The organism is Streptomyces sp. MBT53 (assembly GCF_016654115.1).
GTDB lineage: Bacteria > Actinomycetota > Actinomycetes > Streptomycetales > Streptomycetaceae > Streptomyces.
This window is the reverse complement of the sequence record NZ_JAEQAZ010000094.1, coordinates 22,467-41,699: the sequence shown is the minus strand read 5'-3', so window position 1 is coordinate 41,699 and position 19,233 is coordinate 22,467. Positions and strand designations below refer to the sequence as shown.

Here is a 19,233-nt window from a genome sequence, read left to right as displayed (position 1 = left end):
GTAGGGGGTAGGGGGTAGGGGGTGCGTTTTCCTCAACAAGTCACATGACGGCGGGAGTTGGGCGGCATACGAGCGGCTCGTCGTGAAGGGGCCCGTTTCTCCGCACGGGACGGCACGGCACGGCACGACAACGCCCCGCACTCTCCAGTGAGAGTGCGGGGCGTCGTCGTAGCGGACTGGCTGGTTGTTACTTGACCGGCTCGGGCTCCGGGGCGTTCTCCGGTTCCGCGGTGCCCGCGGGGGGCTCGTCGTCGGTCGGCTTCTTGACCGAGTCCAGGAGGAGCTGGGCCACGTCGACGACCTGGATGGACTCCTTGGCCTTGCCGTCGTTCTTCTTGCCGTTGACCGAGTCGGTGAGCATGACCAGGCAGAAGGGGCAGGCCGTGGACACGATGTCCGGGTTCAGGGAGAGGGCCTCGTCGACGCGCTCGTTGTTGATGCGCTTGCCGATGCGCTCTTCCATCCACATGCGGGCGCCGCCCGCGCCGCAGCAGAAGCCGCGCTCCTTGTGGCGGTGCATTTCCTCGTTGCGGAGGCCGGGGACGCTGGCGATGATCTCGCGCGGGGGCGTGTAGATCTTGTTGTGGCGGCCCAGGTAGCACGGGTCGTGGTAGGTGATCAGACCTTCCACCGGCGTCACCGGGATCAACTTGCCCTCGTCGATCAGGTGTTGGAGCAGCTGGGTGTGGTGGATGACCTCGTAGTCGCCGCCGAGCTGCGGGTACTCGTTGCCGATGGTGTTGAGGCAGTGCGGGCAGGTCGCGACGATCTTCTTCGCGGCGCGGGGCTTCGCCGACTCCGGGACCACCTTGCCGTCGTCGTCCAGTTCCTCGCCGAACGCCATGTTGAGTGCCATGACGTTCTCCATGCCGAGCTCCTGGAAGAGGGGCTCGTTGCCGAGGCGGCGCGCGGAGTCGCCGGTGCACTTCTCGTCGCCGCCCATGATGGCGAACTTGACGCCCGCGATGTGGAGGAGTTCCGCGAAGGCCTTCGTCGTCTTCTTGGCGCGGTCCTCCAGGGCGCCGGCGCAGCCGACCCAGTACAGGTACTCGACCTCGGTGAGGTCCTCGATGTCCTGGCCGACGACGGGGACCTCGAACTCGACCTCCTTGAGCCACTCCAGGCGCTGCTTCTTGGCCAGGCCCCAGGGGTTGCCCTTCTTCTCCAGGTTCTTGAGCATCGTCCCGGCTTCCGACGGGAACGCGGACTCGATCATCACCTGGTAGCGGCGCATGTCGACGATGTGGTCGACGTGCTCGATGTCCACCGGGCACTGCTCGACGCAGGCGCCGCAGGTGGTGCAGGACCACAGGACGTCCGGGTCGATGACGCCGTTGTCTTCGAGCGTGCCGATGAGGGGGCGCTCGGCCTCCGCCAGAGCCGCCGCCGGTACGCCCGCCAGCTGCTCCTCCGTCGCCTTCTCCTCGCCCTCCATGGACTTGCCGCCGCCCGCGAGCAGGTACGGCGCCTTGGCGTGCGCGTGGTCCCGGAGGGACATGATCAGGAGCTTGGGGGAGAGCGGCTTGCCGGTGTTCCAGGCGGGGCACTGCGACTGGCAGCGGCCGCACTCGGTGCAGGTGGAGAAGTCGAGCAGGCCCTTCCAGGAGAACTGCTCGACCTGGGACACGCCGAAGACGTCGTCGTCGCCCGGGTCGGTGAAGTCGATCGGCTTGCCGCCGGACGTCATCGGGAGCAGGGCGCCCAGGGACGTACCGCCGTCCGCGTTGCGCTTGAACCAGATGTTCGGGAAGGCCAGGAAGCGGTGCCAGGCGACGCCCATGTCGGTCTTCAGGGCGACCGTGATCATCCAGATGAAGGAGGTCGCGATCTTCACGCCGGCGAAGAGGTACGTGAGGTTCTGGAGGGTGGAGACGTCCAGGTGCCGAAGGGCCGTCACCACGGGGTACGAGATGAAGAAGGACGCCTCGTACGCGTCGACGTGGTGCTGGGCGCCTTCGAGCGCGTGCAGCATGAAGATGCAGACGCCGACGATGAGGATGACGGCCTCGACGAAGTACGCCTGGCCGAAGTTGGAGCCGGCGAAGCGGGACTTGCGGCCCGGCTTGTTCGGCTTGCTGAGCTGGCGGATGACGATCAGGGCGAGGATGCCGACGACCGTCATGGTGCCGATGAACTCGACGAAGACGTTGTACGGCGCCCATTCGCCGATGACCGGCAGCAGCCAGTCGGCCTGGAAGAGCTGGCCGACGGCGTTGACGATCGTCAGCAGCAGCGAGAAGAAGCCCACCGCCACGAACCAGTGCGCGACCCCGACGACGCCCCAGCGGTTCATCCGGGTGTGCCCGAGGAACTCCTTGGCCACGGTGACGGTGCGCTGTACGGGCTCGTCGGTGCGGGTGCCCGCGGGCACGTTCTGGCCGAGTCGCATGAAGGTGTAGATCTGCAGGACGGCGCGCGCGAACAGCGCCACACCGACCACGATCAGAACCAGCGACACGATGATCGCGGCGAGTTGCATTTCAGGGCTCCTCGGGCCTGCGAGGGGTCATTACCAAACCAAGAACATTACTAAGCGGTAACTTAATCGGTCCGACCGAGATTACCCCCATTCTCTGTCGCACTGTAGCCAGCGGTGCGGTGATCTATGTCGCTGAGGGTCGCCTTAAAAACCTGTGACGGTCCGATCGTGTTATTCGTACTGAATTGGTACATTTGCGTCTAATTTGGAACCGTGCTCTACGGGATTCTCGCCGCCACGACCGCCCTGCTCCTCTCCGCCCTCCTCGCCGCGCTGCTCCGGGTGCCCGCCCTGCGCGCCCGGATCCTCGACCGGCGGCGGCGCACGCGCCCGGTACCGCTGCTCGGGGGACTGGCCGTCGCGATCGCCGTCGCGGCGGTGACCTGGGGGTGCGACTGGACCGGTGTCGCGCCGGTCGGCGACGGCGTCGGCGGACTGCTGGTCACCGGGTCCGCCGTGGCCGCGCTCGGGCTGGTCGCCGACGTGTGGCGGCTCAAGACGCGGTTCCTGGTTCTCGGTACGGCGGTGGCGGCTGCCTGTGTCGTGCCGTACGGCGAGCTCGGGGTGGCCGGCGGGCTGCTGGCGGCGGCCTGGATCGTGTTCGTCGCCGCCGCCTTCAAGGGGCTCGACCACGCCGACGGGCTCGCGGGGACCGTGGGGGTGGTCACCGCCTTCGGGGTGGGCGCCTGTGCCGCGATGGAAGTCATGGACGGGCTCGCGGTGTTGCTGAGTGTGCTGGCCGCCGCGCTCACCGGGTTCCTGATGCACAACTGGCATCCCGCGCGGATCGCGCTCGGCGCCTGCGGATCGCTGTTCACGGGGTTCGTGCTCGCCTCGGCGGCCGTGGTCACCTGTGCCGGGCACGATCTCGCGTCCGGTGCGGGCGTGCTGTTCGCGCTCACCGCCGTCGCGAGCGCCGACGCCGTCCTGGTGCTGCTGTCGCGGCGGCTGGCCGGGCGGGCGCTGCTGCGGGGCGGTCCTGACCATCTCGCCCACCGGCTGCGGCGGTTGGGGCTCACTCCGCAGGGGGCGGTGGTGCTGCTCGGGATCGGGACGTTCTCCGGGGTGCTCGTCGGGGTGCTCGTGCACAACGGGTGGGCGGGTGAATCCGCCGTGATGTGGGTGGCGGGCGGGGCCCTGGTCGTCGTAGGAGGACTGCTCAGAGTCTCTGTCTACGGGGGGCGGCGGGCGGCATCGACGCAGGTCGGGGCGCGGTTGCGTGTAAGGAACGGATAAGAGTTGAGCCTGCTCGACTCAGCTCTGTTGACCCAGCGGTGAGTGTCGTGCACACTTGAGTCCGTTCCACTCAAGTCATTGCTGGAGGAATCAACCATGGCACGTGCGGTCGGCATCGACCTGGGCACGACTAACTCCGTCGTCAGCGTTCTTGAAGGCGGCGAGCCCACCGTCATCACCAACGCAGAGGGCGCCAGGACCACGCCGTCCGTCGTCGCCTTCGCCAAGAACGGCGAGGTGCTCGTCGGAGAGGTGGCCAAGCGCCAGGCGGTCACGAACGTTGACCGGACCATCCGTTCCGTGAAGCGCCACATGGGCACGGACTGGAAGATCGAGCTGGACGGCAAGAGCTTCAACCCGCAGCAGATGAGCGCCTTCATCCTGCAGAAGCTGAAGCGCGACGCCGAGGCGTACCTGGGCGAGAAGGTGGCCGACGCGGTCATCACCGTCCCGGCGTACTTCAACGACTCCGAGCGTCAGGCGACGAAGGAGGCCGGCGAGATCGCGGGCCTGAACGTCCTGCGCATCGTGAACGAGCCGACCGCCGCCGCGCTGGCGTACGGCCTCGACAAGGACGACCAGACGATCCTCGTCTTCGACCTCGGTGGCGGCACCTTCGACGTGTCCCTCCTGGAGATCGGTGACGGCGTCGTCGAGGTGAAGGCCACCAACGGCGACAACCACCTCGGTGGTGACGACTGGGACCAGCGGGTCGTCGACTACCTGGTGAAGCAGTTCGCCGCGGGCCACGGCGTGGACCTGGGCAAGGACAAGATGGCCCTCCAGCGTCTCCGTGAGGCTGCTGAGAAGGCCAAGATCGAGCTGTCCAGCTCCACCGAGACCTCGATCAACCTGCCCTACATCACGGCCTCCGCCGAGGGCCCGCTGCACCTGGACGAGAAGCTCACCCGCGCCCAGTTCCAGCAGCTGACGGCCGACCTGCTGGAGCGCTGCAAGACGCCGTTCCACAACGTCATCAAGGACGCCGGCATCTCCATCAACGAGATCGACCACGTCGTCCTCGTCGGTGGCTCCACCCGGATGCCCGCCGTCGCGGAGATCGTGCGCGAGCTCACCGGCGGCAAGGACGCCAACAAGGGCGTCAACCCGGACGAGGTCGTCGCCATCGGCGCGTCCCTCCAGGCCGGTGTCCTCAAGGGCGAGGTCAAGGACGTCCTGCTCCTCGACGTCACCCCGCTGTCCCTCGGTATCGAGACCAAGGGCGGCATCATGACCAAGCTGATCGAGCGGAACACGACGATCCCGACCAAGCGGTCCGAGATCTTCACCACCGCCGAGGACAACCAGCCCTCCGTGCAGATCCAGGTCTACCAGGGCGAGCGCGAGATCGCGGCGTACAACAAGAAGCTCGGGATGTTCGAGCTGACCGGTCTGCCGCCGGCCCCGCGTGGTGTCCCGCAGATCGAGGTCTCCTTCGACATCGACGCCAACGGCATCATGCATGTCACGGCCAAGGACCTCGGCACCGGCAAGGAGCAGAAGATGACCGTCACCGGCGGCTCCTCGCTGCCGAAGGACGAGGTCGACCGCATGCGCCAGGAGGCCGAGCAGTACGCGGACGAGGACCACCGCCGCCGCGAGGCCGCCGAGTCCCGCAACCAGGGCGAGCAGCTCGTCTACCAGACGGAGAAGTTCCTCAAGGACAACGAGGACAAGGTTCCCGCCGACGTCAAGACCGAGGTCGAGGCCGCCGTCGAGGAGCTGAAGGCCACGCTGAAGGGCGAGGACACCGCCGAGATCCGCACCGCCACCGAGAAGGTCGCCGCGGTCTCGCAGAAGGTCGGCCAGGCCATGTACGCCGACGCCCAGGCCGCGCAGGCCGCGGGCGGCGACGCCCCGGGCGCGGAGGCTCCCCGGGCGGACGACGACGTGGTGGACGCCGAGATCGTGGACGACGAGCGCAAGGACGGTGCCGCGTGACGGAGGAGACCCCGGGCTTCGACGAGAAGCCCGACGTCCCCTCCGGCGCCACCCCCGACGACGCCGAGCCGCAGGCCGCCTCCCCCTCCAGCAGTGGGGAGGGGGCGGCCCCGGCAGGGGACGCAAGTGCTCAGATCGCCGGTCTGACGGCCCAGCTGGACCAGGTGCGCAAGGCGCTCGACGAGCGCACCGCGGACCTCCAGCGGCTCCAGGCCGAGTTCCAGAACTACCGCCGCCGGGTCGAGCGCGACCGGATCGCGGTCAAGGAGATCGCCGTGGCGAACCTCCTGACCGAGCTGATGCCCACGCTCGACAACATCAACCGCGCGCGGGAACACGGTGAACTCGTCGGCGGTTTCAAGTCGGTGGCGGAGTCGCTGGAGACCGCCGCGGCGAAGATGGGACTGCAGCAGTTCGGCAAGGAGGGCGAGCCCTTCGACCCGACGATCCACGAGGCGCTCATGCACTCGTACGCGCCGGACGTCACCGAGACGACCTGCGTGGCGATCCTGCAGCCCGGGTATCGCATCGGTGAGCGCACCATCCGCCCCGCGCGGGTGGCCGTCGCCGAGCCGCAGCCCGGCGCGCAGGCGGTCAAGGACGAGTCCGAGGCCGCCGACGAGAAGGACAACGGCCCTGAGGAGGGCTGACGCAGAGAACGTGGAGACCGGGCGGAAGGAGGGACGTCGAGGATGAGCACCAAGGACTTCATCGAGAAGGACTACTACAAGGTCCTCGGCGTCCCCAAGGACGCCACCGAGGCCGAGATCAAGAAGGCGTACCGGAAGCTCGCCCGCGAGTTCCACCCGGACGCCAACAAGGGCAACGCCAAGGCCGAGGAGCGCTTCAAGGAGATCTCCGAGGCCCACGACATCCTCGGTGACCCCAAGAAGCGCAAGGAGTACGACGACGCCCGCTCCCTCTTCGGCAACGGCGGCTACCGCCCGGGGCCGGGCGGCGCGGGCGGCGGCAACTTCAACTTCGACCTGGGCGACCTCTTCGGAGGCGGCGCCCAGGGCGGCGGCACCGGTGCCCCCGGCGGCTTCGGCGGCGGCATCGGCGACGTCTTCGGCGGCCTGTTCAACCGGGGCGGCGCGGGCACGACCCGTACCCAGCCCAGGCGCGGCCAGGACATCGAGTCCGAGGTCACGCTCAGCTTCACGGAGGCCATCGAAGGGGCCACGGTCCCGCTGCGGATGTCCTCGCAGCAGCCCTGCAAGGCCTGTTCGGGCACCGGCGACAAGAACGGCACACCGCGCGTGTGCCCGACCTGTGTCGGCACCGGCCAGGTGGCGCGCGGCTCCGGCGGCGGCTTCTCGCTGACGGACCCGTGCCCGGACTGCAAGGGCCGGGGCCTGATCGCCGAGCATCCGTGCGCCGAGTGCAAGGGCAGCGGGCGCGCCAAGTCGTCGCGGACCATGCAGGTCCGTATCCCCGCGGGGGTCACGGACGGTCAGCGCATCCGGCTGCGCGGCAAGGGCGCGCCGGGTGAACGGGGCGGTCCCGCGGGCGACTTGTACGTCATGGTGCATGTCGACACGCACCCCGTGTTCGGCCGCAAGGACGACAACCTCACGGTGACGGTCCCGGTGACGTTCGCCGAGGCGGCGCTGGGCGGCGAGGTCAGGGTGCCCACCCTGGGCGGACCCCCGGTGACGCTGAAGCTGCCGCCGGGCACCCCCAACGGCCGCACCATGCGGGCCCGCGGCAAGGGCGCCTTCCGTAAGGACGGCACCCGGGGAGACCTTCTCGTGACCGTCGAGGTGAGTGTCCCGAAGGACGTCACGGGGAATGCTCGTGACGCACTCGAGGCGTACAGAGAGGCCACCGCGGGTGAGGACCCGCGGGCGGAGCTGTTCCAGGCCGCGAAGGGAGCATGAGAGAGATGGACGGCCGTCGACGCAACCCGTACGAGCTGACCGAGGAGACCCCGGTCTACGTCATCTCGGTGGCGGCCCAGCTCTCCGGCCTGCACCCGCAGACGCTGCGCCAGTACGACCGCCTCGGCCTGGTCTCCCCGGACCGCACGGCCGGGCGCGGCCGGCGCTACTCGGCCCGCGACATCGAACTGCTGCGCACCGTCCAGCAGTTGTCGCAGACCGAGGGCATCAACCTGGCCGGCATCAAGCGCATCATCGAGCTGGAGAACCAGGTCGTGGCGCTCCAGCAGCGCGTCGCCGAACTCCAGGCGGCGGTCGACGGAGCGGCGGCGGCGATCCAGCAGCGCGAGGCCGCCGTGCACGCCTCCTACCGCCGGGACCTGGTCCCGTACCAGGAGGTCCAGCAGACCAGCGCGCTGGTGGTGTGGCGGCCGAAGCGTCAGTCCTCGGACTGACACACCGACAAACCGGGAAGGGGCCCGGAGGCTCACCCGCCTCCGGGCCCCTTCCCGGTTGTGCGATCTTTGCCCACTCATGAACTCCCGTTGAGTGGAGGGTCGGTAAAGAGCGTTTGGATGGGATTCCGCAACGTCTCCACATACCAAACGGAACGTGGTGTTGCCATCTCGTTAAGTAGTTCCGCTTGACGCCGACGGCCGCAGCCGCGTTGGCTTTTCAGTCACCTGGGTTGCAATGCTGCGCCCACGTCCGGACGGCACCAGAAGTGAGCTCACCAATGCGTCGTATCGCCATATCCGTGGCCGCGTCCTCGCTGGCCCTGCCCCTGGCCGCCTGTGGCGTGCTCAACTCGTCGGGGAGCAGCTCGGACGCCACCCCGGCCAAGGGCAACGACATCACGGTGGGCGTCCTGATGCCGGAGAAGACGAACACGCGGTACGCGGAGTTCGACTTCCCGATCATCAAGTCGACGGTCAGTGAACTGACCGACAAGAAGGGCAAGGCCGAGTACCAGAACGCGGGCGGTGTCGCGAGCGTCCAGGACACGCAGATGCAGAAGATGATCGACCAGAAGGTCGACATCATCATCCTCGACTCCGTCGACTCGCACCTCATCCTGCCCATGGTGAAGAAGGCCAAGGCCGCCGGCATCCCCGTCATCGCCTACGACCGCCTGGCCGAGGGGCCGATCGACGCGTACGTGTCCTTCGACGGCGAACTGGTCGGCGAGGTGCAGGGCCGCTCCCTGGTCGAGGCGCTGGGCAGCAACGTGGACACCTCCGACAAGGTCGTCATGATCAACGGCTCGCCGACCGACCCCAACGCCGGGGTGTTCAAGGCGGGGGCGCTGTCCGAGCTGCAGGGCAAGGTGACGGTCGCCGCGAGCTACAACACCAAGGCGTGGGACCCGAAGGTCGCCCAGCAGGAGATGACCGAGGCGATCGGCAAGCTCGGCAAGGACAACATCGCCGCGGTGTACTCCGCCAACGACGCGATGGCCGGCGGCATCATCGACGCCCTGAAGGCGGCGGGCGTGACGAAGATGCCGCCCATCACCGGCCAGGACGCCGAACTCTCCGCCGTGCAGCGGATCGTGACCGGCGAGCAGTACATGAGCGTCTACAAGCCCTACCCCGACCTGGCGGAGGCCGCCGCGAAGATCGCGGTCGCCAGGGTCCAGGGCAAGGACATCGAGTTCGACGCCCTCACCCGCGACTCGGTGGACAGCCCCACCAACAAGAAGATCCCCGCGCAGCTGGTGTCCGTGGTCGCGCTGACGAAGGACAACATCGCGTCGACGGTGGTCGCGGACGGGATCTACAAGATCTCCGACATCTGCACGAGCAAGTTCAAGTCGGCGTGCACGGAGGCCGGGCTGAAGTAGGGCGGAGGCCTCCGCGCCGCCATGCCCGAAGGCACGGAGTTCACGCCACCCGCGTGAACTCCACCGTCACCTCCGGCGGTCCGCCCGCCACTCCCCGGTAGATCCCCTTGTGCGGAGTCACGTCGTCGTAGTCCCGCCCCCGCCCGACCACCACATGGGACTCGTCGGGGCGGGTCCGGTTGGTCGGGTCGTAGCCGCACCAGTCGCCCGCCCAGTACTCGATCCAGGCGTGGCTCTGGCCGGCCACCGGGCGGTGGAGTTCCGCCTCGCGTTCGGGGTGGAGATAGCCGGAGACGTAGCGCGTGGGCAGGCCCAGGCCGCGCAGCAGGGCGATGGTGACGTGGGCGATGTCCTGGCAGACGCCCGCGCCCTGTTCCCAGGCCTCGGCGGCGGAGGTGTTCACTCCGGTGACGCCGGGGAGGTAGGCCACCCGGTCGGCGACCAGCCCGGAGACCGCCACCGCCGTCTCGTGCGGGTCCAGTCCTACGGCCGCCTTGCGCGCCTTCTTCAGCAGCTTGGGCGGGACCGTCGTACGGACCGTGGGGCCGATGAACTCCAACAGGCGGGAGTTCGTGGTGCGTTCGGTCACCTCCTGCCAGGTCGGGGCGGGGGCGAGCGCGTCCGCGGGGGAGGTCTCGACCAGGCTCGACGCCGTGATCGTGAGGTCCGCGTGCGGGTCCATCAGGTCGAAGCCGGTGACCTGGGTGCCCCAGTAGTCCCAGTACGACCAGGTGGGGGTCGTGGGGTTCACCGTGACGCGCGCGTCCAGTGTCGTCTGGCCGGGGAGTGTCAGCGGGGTCATCCGCACCTCGTTGTGGGAGGACACGGCCGCCTGGGCGTACGACACGCGGGTGGTGTGGCGGATGCGAAGCCTACGGGTCATCTCAGGCTCCTTCCTGGGCCCACTCGACGGGCCCCTGGTACGGGAAGAACAACTCCGCGACCGCCTCCGCCGAGGCCATGCAGGCGTGCTGCAAGTCCTTGAGGAGCGCGGGGAGTTGTTCCTCCAAGGCGTGCGAGTCCAGGTATTCGAGGCGGGTGCGGAGTCGGCCGATGGGGCGGCGCGCGGGGTCCTGGCGCTGGCGGCCGAGCGCCGTGAGGCACTCCTCGGCCGTCGTCAGCGCGTGCAGTGCCGAGCGGGGGAAGTCCCGGTCCAGGAGCAGGAATTCGGCCACGCGCGGGGTGTCGCCGAAGCCGCCGTAGACGCGCGCGTACGCCTCGTCGGCGCCGGAAGCGCTCAGCAGCGTCGGCCAGTCGGGGGCGTGGGCCGCGTCCAACACCCGTACGGACAGCAGTCGTACGGTCATGTCCACCCGTTCGAGACTCCTGCCCAGGACGACGAAGCGCCAGCTGTCGTCGCGGCTCATCGTGGAGTCGGCGAGGCCGAAGAACAACGCGGCGCGTCTGCGCACGAGTTCGAGGTAGGCGTAGGGGCCGGTACGGCGGGCCGCGAGGCGCTGGTCGGCCAGGGCGTGCCAGGTGGAGTTGAGGCATTCCCACATCTCGGAGGAGACCGCCTCGCGGGCGCTGCGGGCGTTCAGCCGGGCCGCGCCCAGGGCGCCCTCGATGGAGCACGTCGAACGGGCGTCGAAGGCGAGCTGGTCCAACACCTGCTGCATGTCGACGCGTTCACCGCCCGCGTCGACCCCGAGGATCGCGTACAGCGACCGGCAGGCCGCGTCCTCGTCGCGCCAGGGGTCCTCCAGCAGGCGGTGCAGATAGGCGTCGAGGATGCGCCCGGTGGCGTCCGCGCGCTCGACGTAACGGCCCGTCCACGTCAGGGCCTCGGCTATCCGGGAGAGGATCACGTCGTTCACTGCTGCTGCGCCCCTTCCTGTACGACCGCGGGGTTGCCGTCGGGGCCGAGCTGGCGCGGGGCCACCTCGGGGGGTGTGCCGTCCGCGGTGAGCGGCTCGGGCTGTTCGGTGGGGCCCTCGGCGAGTACCCAGGTGTCCTTGGAGCCGCCGCCCTGGCTGGAGTTGACGATCAGGTTGCCCTCCTGGAGGGCGACCCGGGTGAGGCCGCCGGGGAGGACCCAGACGTCGGTGCCGTCGTTCACGGCGAAGGGCCGTAGGTCGATGTGGCGGGGTGCCATGCGTTCACCCGCGAGGGTGGGGGAGGTGGAGAGGGCGACGGGGCGCTGGGCGATCCAGCCGCGCGGGTCGGCGGCGACGGCTTTGCGAGTGCGTTCGAGGGTCTTCGCGTCGGCCTTGGGTCCGATGACGATGCCCTGGCCGCCGGCGCCGTCGACCGGCTTGACGACCAGGTGCTCGATCTGGTCGAGGACCGCCTCCAACTGGCCCGGCTCGTCGGGACGGTAGGACTCCACGTTGGGGAGAATCGGTTCCTCGGAGAGGTAGTAGCGGATGAGGTCGGGGACGTAGGTGTAGAGGAGTTTGTCGTCCGCGATGCCGTTGCCGACGGCGTTCGCGAGTGTGACGTTCCCGGCCTGGGCGGCGTTCATGATGCCCGGGCAGCCGATCACCGAGTCGGGGCGGAAGTGCAGCGGGTCGAGGAAGTCGTCGTCGAGCCGCCGGTATACGACATGGACGGGCACCTCGCCGCGCGTGGTGCGCATCCACACCCGGTTGTTGCGGCACGTCAGGTCGTGCCCCACCACCAGCTGCACGCCCATCAGCCGGGCGAGCAGGGCGTGTTCGAAGTAGGCGGCGTTCCCCGGCCCCGGGGTGAGGACCACGACCCGGGGGTCCTGTGTCCCGGCGGGCGCGGCGGCCCGCAGTGCGGCCAGCAGGCGCCCCGCGTATCCGTCGACGGGGACCACGTGCTGCTCGGCGAAGAGGGACGGGAAGATCCGCGTCATCGCTCTGCGGTTCTCGATGACGTACGACACCCCGCTGGGGACCCGCACGTTGTCCTCCAGCACCCGTAGGTCCCCGGCCTCGTCCCGGACCAGGTCGATGCCGGCGACGTGGATGCGGACCCCGCCCGGTGGCTCGACGCCCTGTGCGGCCCGGTGGAAATGGGCCGAGTTGAGGAGCAGCCGCCAGGGCACGACCCCGTCCTCGAAGGCGCGGCAGTGGGAGTACGCGTCGGAGAGGTAGGCCTCGAGTGCCCTTACCCGTTGCGCCACTCCGCGCTGGATGAGATCCCACTCCAGCGCGTCGATGATCCTCGGCACCAGGTCCAGCGGCCAGGGCCGTTCCTCGCCCGCGAAGGCGTAGGTCACACCGCGGTCGGTGAACGCGCGGGCCATCTGGTCCGCGCGGAAGCGCAGTTCACTCGGCTCGATCGGCTGGAGTGCCGCCAGTACCGGCTCGTAGGCGGTTCTGACCTCACCCGGCCGCACAAACATCTCGTCCCACGCATCGGCCAATGCGTATGCGTCAAATATGTCCGCCATGAGGGGACGTTAGAGGCGGTACGTAACACGGCGATCTCTGAGTGATTTCCGGCAGCTCACGCGGAAAGTGATACGGCGAAGCGGCCGGCGGCCGGGGCCCGGTACCCCCCCCAGCTTGTTGCAAGGTGACACGCGGAGGTGGGGAGATAGTGAGTGATATCGGTGGTTTTCGGGGCCCGTTCGAGGGGGAGCCGTGTTGCGGAGCAGGTCGGGTCCGCGCATAGTTGCGCTGCAAAGAGCCGGGAACCGGGGGTGGGATGGGCAATGACCGGGCACGGGACGGACGCGCATCCACACGGTGCTGACCGACTCTGCGACGCCGGGGACCTCGTGTACTCACGGGCCGTACGGCGGGGCCGGGTGCCGCGCACGGACGCCGAACCGGTGCCGTGTCTGCTGGAGCTCGCCCTCCTCCACCCCGACCCCGACGACATGGACTGGCTGGTGCCGACCTCCCCGCAGGAGGTCATGACCCGGCTGCTGCGCGGGGTCTACGACGAGGTCAGCGAGAGCCACCGGCGGGTGGGTTCGGCGGTCGACGCCTTCGAGCGGTACGCCGGTCTCGGCCGCCGTATCGAGGCGTCCGCGTTGGCGTCCGGGGCGCTGGAGGGCGCCGCGATCCGCGTCCTGGACGGTCTCGCCCGCATCCAGGCGGCGATGGACGCCGCGACGGAGGCCTGCACCGGCGAGGTCCTCACCGTCCAGCCCGGCGGCATCCGTCGCGAACCGGAACTCACCGAGGGCCTGCACCGCGCCCTGGCCCTGCGCTCGCGCGGGGTACGGATGCGCGACCTGTACACCCATGTCGCCCGGCACGGCCAAGGCCTGCTGAACTACCTGGAGTTGATGGGCGACGCGGTCGAGGCACGGACCCTCGACGAGGTCGTCGACCGCCTCATCCTCTTCGACCGGACGGTCGCCTTCATCCCCGCCAACGCCGACCACACCATGGCGCTGGAACTGCGCCACCCGGCGCTGATCGACTACTTCGTCACGGTCTTCGACCGCCTGTGGCGCCTCGCGATCCCCGTAGCCGCCCCCCTGCCCGACACCGGCATCGAGGGCATCTCCCACCGCGAACAGTCCATCGCGGCCCTGCTCGCGGAGGGTCACCAGGACGCGGTGATCGCGGAACGGCTCGGCATAAGCGTCCGCACCTGCCGCGCCCACATCGCCCGGCTGTCGGAGACGCTCGGCGCGGCCAGCCGTACCCAGCTCGGCGTCCGTATCGCCCAGGCGGGCCTGGAGGGCGCCGCGTCACGGATGCCGGACCTGCCCGCCCAGCTCACCCCGGCGGATCAAGAATCCCCGACTGCCCTATGAGGTAGCCGAGTTGGGCGCGGCTTTCGCTGCCGAGGGTGGCGGCGAGTTTGGCGATGTGGACGCGGGCGGTGCGGATGTTCATGCCGAGGCGGTCGGCGATGACGGCGTCGGTGTGGCCTTCCACGAGGAGTCCCGCGATGGCGCGTTGGCGGGTGCTGATGCCGTTGAGGGAGGGCTGTGGGACCGCCTCGGGGTACATGGGGGTGGCCAGGTGCCAGAGGCGGTCGAAGACCGTGACGCAGAAGGCGACCAGGGAGGGATGGCGGACTTCCAGGGCCATCGTGCGGTCCGCGTTGGCGGGGAGGAAGGCGACCGTCCGGTCGACGACGATGAGGCGGTCCGGGATCTCGTCCAGGGTGCGCGCCTCGACGTCGCCGCGGAGCCGTTCGTAGCGCGCGAGCACGGAGGGCGCGTGGCGCAGGGTGTGCTGGTAGAGCGTGCGGATACGGCCGCCGCGGTCGAGCAGGGCCTGGTCGCGCGCCAGCGCCTCGACGTGGGCCTCCGGGGCCGTATGGCTGGAGTGGGAGATGTGCGGCTGGATGGCGAGGAGCTCGCCCGAACTCGCGGCCAGTGCCTGGGCGATGGCGGAGCCGATCCGGTGCACGCCGCTCAGCACACTGAGCGTGGGGACCTGCTCCGGGCCCGCGCGGCGGCCGTCGATCCGCAACAGGGGCTCGAAGGTCTCCGCGAGCCGCTGCTCGCGCCGGCGCTCCGCGGCGACGCGGTCCTCCATGGCGCTCAGCATCCGGTGGAAGGCGACCGCGGGGGTGACCGGTTCCAGGCGCCGTGGATCCGTGACGGAGTGGGTCAGCAGCCCGAAGTCGACGAGACAGGGCGCCCGTTCGGCCTCGGAACCGCTCACCCGCCCTTCGCGCAGGGCCTGTTCGTACACCTCGACGCCCGCCGCGCACAGGTCTTCCACGTCGTGCTCGGGGTGCGGCGGCGTGTTCACTCCGCCGCTCCTTCCTGCTTGAGGATGCCGGATTCCGCGATGAGGTAGCCGAGTTGGGCGCGGCTTTCGCTGCCGAGGGTGGCGGCGAGTTTGGCGATGTGGACGCGGGCGGTGCGGATGTTCATGCCGAGGCGGTCGGCGATGACGGCGTCGGTGTGGCCTTCCACGAGGAGTCCCGCGATGGCGCGCTGGCGGGTGCTGATGCCGTTGAGGGAGGGCTGTGGGACCGCTTCCGGGTACATGGGGGTGGCGAGGTGCCAGAGGCGGTCGAAGACCGTGACGAAGTGGGTGAGCAGCGCCGGGTGGCGGACTTCGAGGGCCTTCGTGCGGTCCGCGTTCGCGGGAATGAAGGCGACCGTGCGGTCGATGACGATGAGGCGGTCGGTGACCTCGTCCAGGGTGCGGGCCTCCGCGTCGCCGCTCAACTGCTCGTAGCGGGCGAGGACGGCGGGCAGATGCCGGAGCGCGTGCGGGTACAGGGTGCGGATGCGACCGCCGCGGTCGAGGAGGGTCTGGTCCTGTTTCAGGGCGTCGAGGCTGAGTTCGAGGGACTCGGGGTTCCGTCTGCGCGGCTGGATCGCCAGCACCTCCCGGGACGCCTCGGCCATGACGGCGGCGATCGTCCCGTTGATCTGGTCGAAGGTGCTCAGGACGTTGATCGTCTCGGTACCGGCGGTCGTCGGCCGGTGGCCGTCGATGAGCATGAGCGGTTCGAAGGCCTCGGCCAGCCGCTCCTCGCGGCGCCGCTCGTCCGCGATGCGCGCCCCCGAGGTGCGCAGCAGCCGGTGCAGCGCCACGGCGGGCGCGACCGGCTCCAGCCGGTCCGGGTCCGTGGTGGTCGGGTGCAGCAGGCCGTGGTCGACGAGGCACGGCGCGGTGTCGGCGTCCGCGCGGTTCACCTGGCCTTCGCGCAGGGCACGTTCGTACACCTGCGTTCCGGCGGGACAGAGGTCTTCCACACGGTGCTCCGTGTGGGGCAGGGATGTCACTCCGTCGCTCCCTCCTCTCTGAGAATCCCCGACTGCCCTATGAGGTAGCCGAGTTGGGCGCGGCTCTCGCTGCCGAGGGTGGCGGCGAGTTTGGCGATGTGGACGCGTGCGGTGCGGATGTTCATGCCGAGGCGGTGGGCGATCACCGCGTCGGTGTGGCCCTCGACGAGCAGTCCCGCGATGGCGTGCTGGCGCGGGCTGATGCCGTTGAGGGAGGGCTGTTGGACCGCCTCGGGATACATGGGGGTGGCGAGGTGCCAGAGGCGGTCGAAGACCGTGACGAAGTGGGTGAGCAGCGCCGGGTGGCGGACTTCGAGGGCCGTCGTGCGGTCCGCGTTCGCCGGGATGAACGCCACCTGCCGGTCGATGACGATGAGGCGGTCGGTGACCTCGTCGAGGGTCCGGGCCTCCGCGTCGCCGCGCAGGTTCTCGTAGCGGGCCATGGCGTACGGGTTGTAGCGATGGGTGTGCTGGTAGAGGGTGCGGATACGGCCGCCGCGGTCCAGCAGGGTCTGGTCGCGGGCGACGGCGATGGCCTCGGCTCGGGCGGTCAGCCGTCTGTCACGGTTGCTGCTGGGCTGGATGGCGAGTATTTCGTCCGTGGCGTCCGCTATGGCCGCGCTGATCGCCGTGTTGATGCGGTCCTTGTCGTCGAGGACCGTGAGGGCCGGCGCTTCCGTGGCCGCCGTACCGGAGTCGCCGAGCCGCGCCAGCGGGCCGAGGAAGCGCTCCAGCCGTTCCTCGCGGCGCCGCTCGTCCGCGATGCGCTCCGCGGACATCCGCAGCAGCCGGTGCAGCACGGAGGCCGGCGCGACCGGCTCCAGCCGGTCCGGGTCCGTGGCGGTCGGATGCAGCAGGCCGAGGCCGATCAGGCACGGCGCGGTGTCGGCGTCCGCGCGGTTCACCTGGCCTTCGCGCAGGGCGCGTTCGTACAGCTCTGCACCGGCGCGACAGAGGTCTTCCACACCGTGTTCCGGATGGCGCGCGGATGTCACTCGGCCGCTCCCTCCTGCCTGAGGATTCCGGATTCCGCGATGAGGTAGCCGAGTTGGGCGCGGCTCTCGCTGCCGAGGGTCGCGGCGAGCTTGGCGATGTGGACGCGGGCGGTGCGGATGTTCATGCCGAGGCGCTGGGCGATCACGGCGTCGGTGTGGCCCTCGACGAGCAGTCCCGCGATGGCGTGCTGGCGCGGGGTGATGCCGTTCGTGGAGGGCTGTTGGACCGCCTCGGGGTGCATGGGGGTGGCCAGGTGCCAGAGGCGGTCGAAGGTCTTCACGAAGTAGTTGATCAGCGTGGGGTGGCGGACTTCGAGGGCGAGGGTGAGGTCCGCGTTCGCCGGGATGAACGCCACCTGCCGGTCGACGACCAGGAGGCGGTCGGTGACCTCGTCCAGGGTGCGGGCCTCCGCGTCGCCGCGCAGCTGCTCGTAGCGGGACAGGGCGACGGGGCTGTAGCGCTGGGTGTGCTGGTAGAGGGTGCGGATGCGGCCGCCGCGGTCCAGCAGGGCCTGGTCGCGGACGAGGGCGAGGGCCCGGGCTTCGGGAGTCGGCCTGGTGTCACGGTTGGTGCTGGGCTGGATGGCGAGCAGCTCGTCCGTGGCGTCCGCCATGGCCTCGCTGATCGCGGTGTTGATGCGGTCCCGGCCGCGGAGGACCGTGAGGGTCGGCGCGTCCGTGGCCGCCGTACCGGAGCCGTCGAGCCCCACCAGCGGGCCGAAGACGGTCTCCAGGCGCTCCTCGCGGCGCCGTTCGTCCGCGATGCGCTCCGCGGACATCCGGTGCAGCCGGTGGAGCACGAAGCCGGGCGCGACGGGCCGTAGCCAGCCCAGGTCCTCGATCTCGGGCTGCAGCAGCCCGAGACCGACCAGACAGGGTGCCTCGTCGGTGTCGTCGACCCGCACCCGCCCGGCCTGCAGGGCGCGGACGTACAGGCTCAGACCTGCCGCGCACAGGTCGTCCGCTCCGTGCGTGTGCGCGTCGGTCACAGTGGGCCGTCTCCTCCCGGCGTGGGGTGGTCCTGGTTGAGGATCCCCGACTGCGCTATCAGGAAGCCGAGCTGCGCGCGGCTGCCGCTGCCCAGGGCCGTGGCGAGCTTGGCGATGTGGGCCCGGCAGGTCCGCACGTTCATGCCGAGGCGGCGCGCGATGGCCTCGTCGACGTGGCCCTCGATGAGGAGCTTGGCGATGGAGTGCTGGATGTCCGTGATGCCGTCGGGCGCGGTTTCGTACGGGGTTCCGGCCTGGAGGGGGACGGCGCGGACCCACATGAACTCGAAGACCTTGATCAGATAGCGGACCAGGCCGGGGTGGCGCAGTTCGAGAGCGACCTGGCGATCCTCGCGTATGGGGATGAAGGCGACGGTCTCGTCGCAGATGATCAGCCGCTCGACGAGTTCGTCGATGGTACGGACCTCGACCTTGCCGCTGGAGATCTGGTCCACGTAGGCCAGGGTCTCCGGGCTGTGCCTGGCGGTGTGCTGGTAGAGCGTCCGCAGCCGGACACCGCGGTCGAGCAGCGGCCTGTCTCGTTCCAGTCCCTTCAGGAGGTTGCTCTCCAGGCGCCGGCCCCCGGGCTGCACGCTGAGCACCTCGGTCTGGCTCTCGGACGTCGCGATGTTGAGTGCGCCGTTGATCCGGTCCCGGCCCTCAAGGACCGTGATGGCGTGGGTGGACGTGGGGCTCTGGGCCGTGGCGGCCATGAAGGGCTCGAAGGCGTCGGCGAGCCGGATGGAGAAACGCCTGCGCTCCGTGATCTCCCGTTCCACGGGATGCAGCCGCTGCGCCAGAGCGACCGAGGGAGCCACGGGGCACAGCCAATTGGGATCGTCGGGGTCCGGGTACAGCAGGGCGAACTCCATCAGGCAGGGAGCGGCCTCCACGTCCGCTCTCGCGATGCGACCAGCGCGAAGTGCGTTGGCGTAGAGCCGACTACCGTCGTCGCAAAGGTCTGTTACAGCATGGGGATGCCCCGATTGCGTCCCTTTTGTCACGAATTCTCCACCCCCCAGGGTCCTGAACATGCAGGAACATGATGCATCGATTGTGTGGCCATGACGTGCCTGAATGAGCCATCGTCTTATCCGACGGGGGTATAGAGGAGACCATCAAGTGAGGACGAAGCCGACTATGCGTAAGAGAATCCTTCGTTCGGTACTTGCCGCTGCTCTGTCCGCCGTCGTCGTTCTTGGGGTCGCGAGCGGCCTGGCCGGTAAGTCGAGTGACGTTCGAGCG

16 protein-coding genes are annotated in these 19,233 nt (G+C 69.5%); 7 read left to right on the top strand and 9 right to left on the bottom strand.

What is annotated here, in order from left to right; genetic code table 11:
• Positions 1 to 187: 187 nt before the first annotated feature.
• Positions 188 to 2,479 carry a (Fe-S)-binding protein gene (locus JHN45_RS29790; RefSeq protein WP_201051593.1) on the bottom strand — a complete coding sequence of 764 codons (2,292 nt, stop codon included), beginning with the start codon at positions 2,477 to 2,479 and terminating at the stop codon, positions 188 to 190.
• Between the two features lie 213 nt (positions 2,480 to 2,692).
• Here JHN45_RS29790 and JHN45_RS29785 point away from each other — a divergent pair, with 213 nt between their 5' ends.
• The 6 genes from JHN45_RS29785 to JHN45_RS29760 all read left to right on the top strand — a co-directional run bounded on the left by JHN45_RS29785 (position 2,693) and on the right by JHN45_RS29760 (position 9,379).
• On the top strand, positions 2,693 to 3,715 hold the full coding sequence (locus tag JHN45_RS29785) for an MraY family glycosyltransferase (protein ID WP_201051591.1): 1,023 nt from the start codon (positions 2,693 to 2,695) through the stop codon (positions 3,713 to 3,715).
• A 96-nt stretch (positions 3,716 to 3,811) separates the two neighbouring features.
• On the top strand, positions 3,812 to 5,656 hold the full coding sequence (dnaK, locus tag JHN45_RS29780) for a molecular chaperone DnaK (protein ID WP_200711412.1): 1,845 nt from the start codon (positions 3,812 to 3,814) through the stop codon (positions 5,654 to 5,656).
• Positions 5,653 to 6,306: a nucleotide exchange factor GrpE gene (grpE, locus tag JHN45_RS29775; protein ID WP_200711411.1), complete on the top strand. Its 654-nt coding sequence runs from the start codon at positions 5,653 to 5,655 to the stop codon at positions 6,304 to 6,306. Before dnaK ends, grpE begins: the two co-directional genes overlap by 4 nt.
• A 42-nt stretch (positions 6,307 to 6,348) precedes the next feature.
• Positions 6,349 to 7,536, top strand: a complete 1,188-nt coding sequence (gene dnaJ, locus JHN45_RS29770) for a molecular chaperone DnaJ (RefSeq protein WP_200711410.1) — start codon at positions 6,349 to 6,351, stop codon at positions 7,534 to 7,536.
• Positions 7,537 to 7,541: 5 nt separating this feature from the next.
• Positions 7,542 to 7,991 carry a heat shock protein transcriptional repressor HspR gene (locus tag JHN45_RS29765; protein ID WP_019070405.1) on the top strand — a complete coding sequence of 150 codons (450 nt, stop codon included), beginning with the start codon at positions 7,542 to 7,544 and terminating at the stop codon, positions 7,989 to 7,991.
• Positions 7,992 to 8,272: 281 nt separating this feature from the next.
• Positions 8,273 to 9,379 carry a sugar ABC transporter substrate-binding protein gene (locus JHN45_RS29760; protein ID WP_200711409.1) on the top strand — a complete coding sequence of 369 codons (1,107 nt, stop codon included), beginning with the start codon at positions 8,273 to 8,275 and terminating at the stop codon, positions 9,377 to 9,379.
• Between the two features lie 40 nt (positions 9,380 to 9,419).
• Here JHN45_RS29760 and JHN45_RS29755 read toward each other — a convergent pair whose 3' ends face one another.
• Genes JHN45_RS29755 through JHN45_RS29745 form a run of 3 tightly spaced genes read right to left on the bottom strand, consistent with a single transcriptional unit; the run spans position 9,420 to position 12,740 of the window.
• Positions 9,420 to 10,262 (bottom strand): transglutaminase family protein, encoded by an 843-nt coding sequence (locus tag JHN45_RS29755; protein WP_200711408.1) that lies wholly within the window; start codon positions 10,260 to 10,262, stop codon positions 9,420 to 9,422.
• 1 nt (position 10,263) lies between these two features.
• The gene (locus JHN45_RS29750; RefSeq protein ID WP_200711407.1) at positions 10,264 to 11,196 is read right to left on the bottom strand and encodes an alpha-E domain-containing protein; all 933 of its coding nucleotides are present in this window, start codon (positions 11,194 to 11,196) and stop codon (positions 10,264 to 10,266) included.
• Entirely contained in the window at positions 11,193 to 12,740 is a 1,548-nt protein-coding gene (locus JHN45_RS29745; RefSeq protein ID WP_200711406.1) for a circularly permuted type 2 ATP-grasp protein, read from the bottom strand. Before JHN45_RS29745 ends, JHN45_RS29750 begins: the two co-directional genes overlap by 4 nt.
• 264 nt (positions 12,741 to 13,004) lie before the next feature.
• Here JHN45_RS29745 and JHN45_RS29740 point away from each other — a divergent pair, with 264 nt between their 5' ends.
• Positions 13,005 to 14,063: a helix-turn-helix transcriptional regulator gene (locus tag JHN45_RS29740; protein WP_200711405.1), complete on the top strand. Its 1,059-nt coding sequence runs from the start codon at positions 13,005 to 13,007 to the stop codon at positions 14,061 to 14,063.
• Here JHN45_RS29740 and JHN45_RS29735 read toward each other — a convergent pair.
• The 5 genes from JHN45_RS29735 to JHN45_RS29715 are packed head-to-tail and all read right to left on the bottom strand — an operon-like array spanning position 14,026 to position 19,022.
• Entirely contained in the window at positions 14,026 to 15,015 is a 990-nt protein-coding gene (locus JHN45_RS29735) for a helix-turn-helix transcriptional regulator (protein WP_201051588.1), read from the bottom strand. The genes JHN45_RS29740 and JHN45_RS29735 overlap by 38 nt on opposite strands.
• On the bottom strand, positions 15,012 to 16,004 hold the full coding sequence (locus tag JHN45_RS29730; RefSeq protein WP_201051586.1) for a helix-turn-helix transcriptional regulator: 993 nt from the start codon (positions 16,002 to 16,004) through the stop codon (positions 15,012 to 15,014). The genes JHN45_RS29735 and JHN45_RS29730 overlap by 4 nt, the downstream gene beginning before the upstream one ends.
• Positions 16,001 to 16,999: a helix-turn-helix transcriptional regulator gene (locus tag JHN45_RS29725; RefSeq protein ID WP_200711402.1), complete on the bottom strand. Its 999-nt coding sequence runs from the start codon at positions 16,997 to 16,999 to the stop codon at positions 16,001 to 16,003. Before JHN45_RS29725 ends, JHN45_RS29730 begins: the two co-directional genes overlap by 4 nt.
• Positions 16,996 to 17,988, bottom strand: coding sequence for a helix-turn-helix transcriptional regulator (locus JHN45_RS29720; RefSeq protein ID WP_200711401.1), 993 nt, complete (start codon positions 17,986 to 17,988; stop codon positions 16,996 to 16,998). Before JHN45_RS29720 ends, JHN45_RS29725 begins: the two co-directional genes overlap by 4 nt.
• Positions 17,985 to 19,022, bottom strand: coding sequence for a helix-turn-helix transcriptional regulator (locus JHN45_RS29715; RefSeq protein ID WP_200711400.1), 1,038 nt, complete (start codon positions 19,020 to 19,022; stop codon positions 17,985 to 17,987). The genes JHN45_RS29720 and JHN45_RS29715 overlap by 4 nt, the downstream gene beginning before the upstream one ends.
• Positions 19,023 to 19,233 lie beyond the last annotated feature (211 nt).

Excerpts from the sequence above, each read along its gene's own strand:
- JHN45_RS29790 (WP_201051593.1), bottom strand. The coding sequence starts at position 2,479 with ATGCAACTCGCCGCGATCATCGTGTCGCTGGTTCTGATCGTGGTCGGT.
- dnaK (WP_200711412.1), top strand. The coding sequence starts at position 3,812 with ATGGCACGTGCGGTCGGCATCGACCTGGGCACGACTAACTCCGTCGTC.
- dnaJ (WP_200711410.1), top strand. The coding sequence starts at position 6,349 with ATGAGCACCAAGGACTTCATCGAGAAGGACTACTACAAGGTCCTCGGC.
- JHN45_RS29765 (WP_019070405.1), top strand. The coding sequence starts at position 7,542 with ATGGACGGCCGTCGACGCAACCCGTACGAGCTGACCGAGGAGACCCCG.
- JHN45_RS29760 (WP_200711409.1), top strand. The coding sequence starts at position 8,273 with ATGCGTCGTATCGCCATATCCGTGGCCGCGTCCTCGCTGGCCCTGCCC.
- JHN45_RS29755 (WP_200711408.1), bottom strand. The coding sequence starts at position 10,262 with ATGACCCGTAGGCTTCGCATCCGCCACACCACCCGCGTGTCGTACGCC.
- JHN45_RS29745 (WP_200711406.1), bottom strand. The coding sequence starts at position 12,740 with ATGGCGGACATATTTGACGCATACGCATTGGCCGATGCGTGGGACGAG.
- JHN45_RS29740 (WP_200711405.1), top strand. The coding sequence starts at position 13,005 with ATGACCGGGCACGGGACGGACGCGCATCCACACGGTGCTGACCGACTC.
- JHN45_RS29715 (WP_200711400.1), bottom strand. The coding sequence starts at position 19,022 with ATGTTCAGGACCCTGGGGGGTGGAGAATTCGTGACAAAAGGGACGCAA.